The sequence below is a fragment of the Nitrosomonas sp. Nm132 genome (assembly GCF_900100485.1).
Lineage (GTDB): Bacteria > Pseudomonadota > Gammaproteobacteria > Burkholderiales > Nitrosomonadaceae > Nitrosomonas.
The window spans coordinates 1-6110 of sequence record NZ_FNDH01000078.1; the positions used below are offsets into that span (position 1 = coordinate 1).

At 46.9% G+C, this 6110-nt stretch carries 10 protein-coding genes; 1 reads left to right on the top strand and 9 read right to left on the bottom strand.

The features are described from left to right. Positions 1 to 54 precede the first annotated feature (54 nt). The 6 genes from BLP80_RS14125 to BLP80_RS14145 form a co-directional block, all read right to left on the bottom strand. A complete protein-coding gene (locus BLP80_RS14125; RefSeq protein ID WP_090544304.1) occupies positions 55 to 255 on the bottom strand; it encodes a hypothetical protein in 201 nt (66 codons plus the stop codon). Positions 256 to 309: 54 nt separating this feature from the next. Next, positions 310 to 627 carry a hypothetical protein gene (locus BLP80_RS15375; protein WP_143002311.1) on the bottom strand — a complete coding sequence of 106 codons (318 nt, stop codon included), beginning with the start codon at positions 625 to 627 and terminating at the stop codon, positions 310 to 312. 71 nt (positions 628 to 698) lie between these two features. Continuing rightward, entirely contained in the window at positions 699 to 1361 is a 663-nt protein-coding gene (locus tag BLP80_RS14130; RefSeq protein ID WP_090544305.1) for a histidinol-phosphatase, read from the bottom strand. Next, positions 1358 to 2044 carry a DnaA regulatory inactivator Hda gene (gene hda, locus BLP80_RS14135; RefSeq protein WP_090544307.1) on the bottom strand — a complete coding sequence of 229 codons (687 nt, stop codon included), beginning with the start codon at positions 2042 to 2044 and terminating at the stop codon, positions 1358 to 1360. The genes BLP80_RS14130 and hda overlap by 4 nt, the downstream gene beginning before the upstream one ends. A 72-nt stretch (positions 2045 to 2116) precedes the next feature. Further along, positions 2117 to 2623, bottom strand: a complete 507-nt coding sequence (locus BLP80_RS14140; RefSeq protein ID WP_090544309.1) for an Hsp20/alpha crystallin family protein — start codon at positions 2621 to 2623, stop codon at positions 2117 to 2119. Between the two features lie 63 nt (positions 2624 to 2686). Further along, the gene (locus tag BLP80_RS14145; RefSeq protein ID WP_090544310.1) at positions 2687 to 3190 is read right to left on the bottom strand and encodes a BCAM0308 family protein; all 504 of its coding nucleotides are present in this window, start codon (positions 3188 to 3190) and stop codon (positions 2687 to 2689) included. A 240-nt stretch (positions 3191 to 3430) separates the two neighbouring features. Between BLP80_RS14145 and BLP80_RS14150 the strand changes: the two genes are divergently transcribed. Then, a complete protein-coding gene (locus BLP80_RS14150; protein ID WP_090544312.1) occupies positions 3431 to 4060 on the top strand; it encodes a phosphoribosyltransferase in 630 nt (209 codons plus the stop codon). Here the strand turns inward: BLP80_RS14150 and BLP80_RS14155 are convergent, their stop codons facing one another. From BLP80_RS14155 to BLP80_RS14165, 3 genes are read right to left on the bottom strand one after another with little or no spacing between them, the layout of a single operon-like run. Then, entirely contained in the window at positions 4061 to 4699 is a 639-nt protein-coding gene (locus BLP80_RS14155; protein ID WP_090544314.1) for a dienelactone hydrolase family protein, read from the bottom strand. It lies immediately after the preceding gene. After that, entirely contained in the window at positions 4696 to 5793 is a 1098-nt protein-coding gene (amrS, locus tag BLP80_RS14160) for an AmmeMemoRadiSam system radical SAM enzyme (protein WP_090544316.1), read from the bottom strand. The genes BLP80_RS14155 and amrS overlap by 4 nt, the downstream gene beginning before the upstream one ends. Then, the gene (locus tag BLP80_RS14165; protein WP_090544318.1) at positions 5786 to 6016 is read right to left on the bottom strand and encodes an AMMECR1 domain-containing protein; all 231 of its coding nucleotides are present in this window, start codon (positions 6014 to 6016) and stop codon (positions 5786 to 5788) included. The genes amrS and BLP80_RS14165 overlap by 8 nt, the downstream gene beginning before the upstream one ends. Between the last annotated feature and the right edge of the window lie 94 nt (positions 6017 to 6110).

Consider the following 6110-nt stretch of genomic DNA (forward strand, 5'->3'; position numbering starts at 1 on the left):
TTGTTTGACTGCCTATTTTTGTATCTCCTCCCCTGGCACATGTAATCGATTGATTTATATTTGTTCTTTAGAATGCTTTAAAAACGAGGGATGCTCCGAGATCAGGTTGTCTGAGGCTTTGAGGACCATGCTCAGAATATCGATGACGATACGGTGTTTGCTGACCTTGACGTTCTTTCCGGCGTCAAAGCCGACATCGCTCCTCGCATCCGTCCCGTCTGTCTTTATGGACCACGCATCAATAATGGTCAGCACCGGGCTTTCCTTCCGGCCTTCCAGGCCGTGCGAGCAACGCGATACAGGGGGGTGTCACGAATACGCTCTCATACGGGGCCGTGCGTATCCACTCCCGGAAATAGCGGTAAACCGTCTGCCATGAGGAAGTCTTTGGGTAGCATATTCCACTGGCAGCCCGGTTGCAGTAGAGAGAATATCGCGCGTTCGCCACGGCGCAAAAACAAGTCGTGTACGGACAACCTGAGCGGCGGGTAGCAGCCACAGACACGACTTTATTTTCTCCCATTCCGCACCTGCCATATCGCTTGCATAATCCTTGTGGTTACGCGCATAATCCTTGCGAGTGTCAGGTGTCCATACTATCGGTTCCTCTTGTAAAGCATCGAACACTTCACAAGTAAATCAAATGGTTAGTCCGCGCTCAACCCTTATATCAGAAGTCTTAAAACAGACTCTCAGAGCTATCGCAGACTAATAATTGACCAACCATTCCTTTGCGCATGACCTTCAAGCGTGGCATCAGGATCAACGGCGACAGGATGCGTCACTTTCTTCAGAAGCGGCAAATCATTCAGTGAGTCACTATAAAACCAGCTTTCTAAAAAAGAAAGCCAAGTCAGATTATGCTCATCCAGCCATTGCTCCAGTCGCGTGATTTTCCCCTCTCTGAAGCAAGGTGTTCCTGATATTCGACCTGTGAATTGACCCTCTTTCTGCTCTGGCTCAGTTGCAATCAGATGGTCAATGCTTAATATTCGCGCAATTGGTGCGGTGACGAAGCTGTTGGTTGCCGTTATGATGACGCATAAATTACGCTCAAGCTTATGCTTTGCAATCAACTCATGCGCACCTGGCGCAATCAGCGGGATGATTTTCTTCTGTATGAATTCACTGCGCCATGCGTCAAGCTGCTCTCGTGGATGTCTTGCAAGCGGTTTTAGCTGAAAATCAAGAAATTCATGGATATCGAGCGTCCCTGCTTTATATTGTTCATAAAATTCAATATTTCGCGCTTCATACACTTCGCGATCAAGCACTTTCTGTTCGATTAGAAATTGAGCCCATTGAAAATCACTATCTCCAGCAAGAAGTGTATTGTCAAGATCAAATAAAGTCAGCTTCATGAGGCAGCCTGTAATAATTCACGTAATAAGGGAAGTGTTATTTGCCGCTGCTTGGCAAGCGAATAACGATCCAACGCATCAACCACTCTAATCAAGGTAGGTAAATCACGCTGCTCGTGCCGTAACAGATAATCGCAAATCTCATGAGACAACTCGAACCCGCAGCTGATTGCATGACTTCTCATAGCTTCTCTTTTCTCCTCATCGCTTAATTCATGTATCTGATAAGCTAATCCCCACCCAAGACGCGTAACCAGATCCTGCCGTAAGGTCAATTGTGCAGGGGGCACTTCGCCACTTACCAAAAATAATGCATTTCCTTCCTCTCGTACCTGGTTATAAAAATTAAATAATCTGACTTGTGCAACTGACCCCAATCGCTCTACATTATCGATCGTCACACAGTCAATAGAATCCGCATCAAACGCAAATTCACTATTAATTTCACATGAAACATAAATTGCCGTAAGCTGCTGCTGGACAAACGTCTCAGCCACCGCCTGCAACAAATGGCTTTTACCACACCCAGCACTACCCCACACGTAAATAAAACGCTCTGGATTCTGATTAGTATTAGTTACAGCCTTCCTGAGTGTTTGCAGCAATTCAAGATTACGCCCTGGAATAAAGTTCTCCAGTGTGGGAGGCCGTGGTGGCGCAATATCGAGCAATAACTGCTTCATGGACGCATACAGAGATTATTTCAGAAATAATCTTGCTTTACTTTCTTAGCAACACGATCATCAGTGCCTGCCTCAGGATAAACGAATCGTTCTGTACTTACTATCTCCAACTTTTGGCAAACGAACCGTCAATACACCATTCTTGTAATTAGCCTCTGCTCTCTCGGTATCCACATTGCGTGGCAACGGAATCGATCGTTGGAATGTTCCATAGGCACGTTCCATAATATGGTAAGTGCTATCCTGGGTAACCCGTTCGAAGCGTTTTTCTCCACTTAGATAGAGCATGCTGCCATCAAGGGTAATTTGCCAATCTTCTTTCTCAATACCAGGCACTTCCACGCGCACAACGATCTCTTTATCCGTTTCTTCCACTTCTCCTGCCAGCAAGCTCCACCGTGGAAGCACGGGCAGCTGGCTATCGCGTTCCGCAATCACTTTATCTTTGCTGTGTGAGAAATGGGTCAGCGCCTCTCCACTGCGACTAAGCAACTCACGCCAGCCTTCAGAAAGATTTTCCCAGGCACGACCCAATTCACGGCTGATACTTTTTCCTGCCTCTTTTAATGATTCCAACATAATTGTTCTCCTATTTCATCATTAAAAAATACATTGATGGCCGTTTTATAATCACTGATACTATCAACGCGACCAATTCACTCGCAGCAAGTTTTCATCCGAATTATAGTGAAACTCAAGCTCACCCTGATAGGCATGATGAATCGCCTCGCCCATCCCGCGAGCAAGATGGATATCCGTGGTAGTAATCAACGTGGAATCGTTTGCTTCCTCGATTCCCATAATACGTTTGAGAGGATGTTCTGCGCGCTGGTGCTTTTCCTCATTATGCACAAGATGCATGATTTCCTCGCGATGCGCTAAAAAAAACGCTCCCTGCAGGGTCAAAAAACCCGCAGGATAGTGATCCTGGATACGATGGCAGGCTGGACAAGTTTCTTGATGGGCATCAGCTGGAGCAGCCAACCACTGCCAACGCCCCTGATGGTAGACTGCATTACATTCCGGACACACGGTCGGCTCATGTAACTTACCCTTGGCCTTATAAGCATCATAAACCCGCTCCTGAAAAAAATTATCGCGACGAGTAATCTTATAGAAGCCTGGGGGAATTTTAGAATGACTCATAGCACGTATCTCCTTTAATAAATATGAAATATGAGCATCATGACTTGATTTAACAAGGTTCAATATAGCTCATGACTACTTACCGAGCGATCAAAACTACGAATCCAGCTTTCTCAACCCTCATATCCTACCTGTCTTTTAAGTAATTAACCAGATTACCATCACAAAACTGACTACCCGTTAGCCGTTTAAGCGTATGATTTGAGTGACAGACAGACAGAAAGGAGGGAGGGGAAGGAAATGTTTTATGATCGTAAAGAAGCAGCTATCTTATTAGCAAAGCAACTGAATCTGTATCATGACCAACACCCCCTGGTGCTGGCGATTCCCCGTGGTGCAGTACCTATGGCGAAAATTATCTCCGACATGCTAAATGGCGACATGGATGTCGTGCTCGTACGCAAATTACGTGCACCCGATAACCCGGAATTCGCCATTGGTTCAATAGATGAAACAGGGTGGACATATCTTGCCGAATATGCCCACCAGGTGGTAGACGATCCACGTTATATCGAAATCGAGAAAGCCACTCAACTTGAAGTCATGCGCGAGCGGCGTAATAGCTACACACCGATTCGTCCACCTTTGGATCCACAAGGACGCATCGTCATCATAGTAGATGATGGTCTAGCAACCGGTTCCACCATGATCGCTGCTCTGCATGCCGTACGCGCTAAACATCCTCAAAAATTGATATGCGCGGTACCTGTTGCACCCGCCGAAACTTTGGCTAAAGTGGCGCCTTATGCAGATGAGATGGTATGCCTTGATACCCCAAAGCTGTTCTACTCAGTAGGACAATTTTATCAATCATTTCCTCAGGTTAGTGATGAGGAAGTGATCAGGTTATTAAAAAAAACCGATGAGTAATTATTTTGGAATACTGAAATGCTGGACAAACCAGTCTGCCGCATGACGCGCAACCTGTTCCAGTGTGCCAGGTTCCTCAAATAAATGCGTCGCTCCTGGTATCAAAGTAAGCTGTTTTTCGCAATTCAACAGCGAATAGGCTTGTTGATTCAACTCAATCACACCGTAATCTACTCCACCAACAAGTAGCAAAGTGGGTGCAGTAACTTGCCTTAAAGCTTGCTCTCCAGCGAGATCAGGGCGCCCACCGCGCGATACCACGGCCGCAATTTTATTTTCCAGTTTTGCTGCAGCCTGCAGTGCTGCAGCTGCACCCGTGCTGGCACCAAAATACCCCACCTGCAGGGATTGCATCTTCGACTCACCCTTCAACCATAATGTGGCAGCGAGCAAGCGCCGTGTGAGTAATTCGATATCAAAGCGTGTTGCATAGTCTCGATCTTCTTCTTGCGTCAACAGATCAAATAGGAGTGTTCCCACACCACGATCCTGCAACACGCTAGCTACATAGGTATTACGTGGGCTGAGGCGACTACTGCCACTACCATGGGCAAATAGCACCACACCTGCTGCAGAAGGTGGCAACACCCATTCACCACCCAGTCGGGCAGCACCATCCTGAATAAATACTGCGCTCATATTAAGTCTCCTATAACAACTGGAATACGCCGCCTGCCAAATATCTCGGCATATTCACCAAAACGACCAGCAATGGTGGCATCACAATCAGGACAATGACCGTCTGTAGTCAGACGATACTGCGCAATCTCATACCAGTCACGCTCAATCAAAGCTGCGCCACATGATGAGCAAAAGGTGATATCTCCCTCTCGATTATGCACGTTTCCCGTATAAACGTACTTGAGTCCTGCCGTCTGGGCAATTTTTCGTGCCTGAATCAGGGTACTCGTTGGAGTACTTGGTATGTCAATCATCTTGTAGTCGGGATGAAACGCCGTAAAATGTATTGGTACTTCTACATCGAGTTCTCTAGCCACCCACTCACTGAGCGCCTGCAGTTCTTCTGCAGAATCATTGAATCCAGGAATTAATAATGTTGTCAATTCAAGCCATATCTGTGTTTCATGTTTGAGATATTTCAGTGTATCGAGCACCGATTGCAAGCGCGAACCGGTTTGCTTGACATAGAATTCCTCGGTAAACGCTTTTAGATCGACATTAGCCGCATCCATTTTGGCGAAGAAATCGCGTCGGGGTTCGGCATGGATATAGCCCGCAGTGACTGCCACGGTCTTGATATCCCGCTCATGACATGCATCGGCCACATCCATGGCATATTCTGCAAAAATGACCGGGTCGTTATAGGTAAACGCAACACTTTTGCAACCCAAACGTTCGGCAGTTTGCGCAATGGCCTCCGGACTAGCCTGGTCAGCAAGCTTATCGAAGCTACGTGATTTGGAAATATCCCAGTTTTGACAGAATTTGCAGGCAAGATTGCAACCTGCCGTGCCAAAAGACAAAATACTGCTGCCCGGATAAAAGTGATTCAACGGCTTTTTCTCAATCGGATCCACACAGAAACCCGAAGAACGGCCATAGGTTGTCAGCACCATTTCATCGCCCACCCGGCCCCGTACAAAGCACGCACCGCGCTGCCCTTCATGCAATTTACAATCACGCGGACACAAGTCACACTGAATACGTCCATCACTCAGCCGATGCCAGTATTTGGCAGGATATCGTTCTGCATTGCTAATGGGTTCATCCATTTGGGTATTCCTCAACATCATCAATTTCACGCCATTTGGTTACGGTATAGCGCGACAGCTTGACCCCTTCTGCCCAAAAATCTGCAGGCAACCCTGCTTTCTGTTTCAATCGGGTCAGAAACTGACGTGGCTGCGAAAGCTCCTGCCACACTTGGGGTAAAAATGTACTGCGACAGTGGCCATATTCAAACACTACGCCATCTATACCTGGCCGCAACTGCACTAGTACTCAGTCATTCTTCTAAAGTCGGGTAAAGTTTCTTCAATTTTACCCGAGCGTCATCATTCGTAAAGCGCCACTCCATGGGACGTGCGGA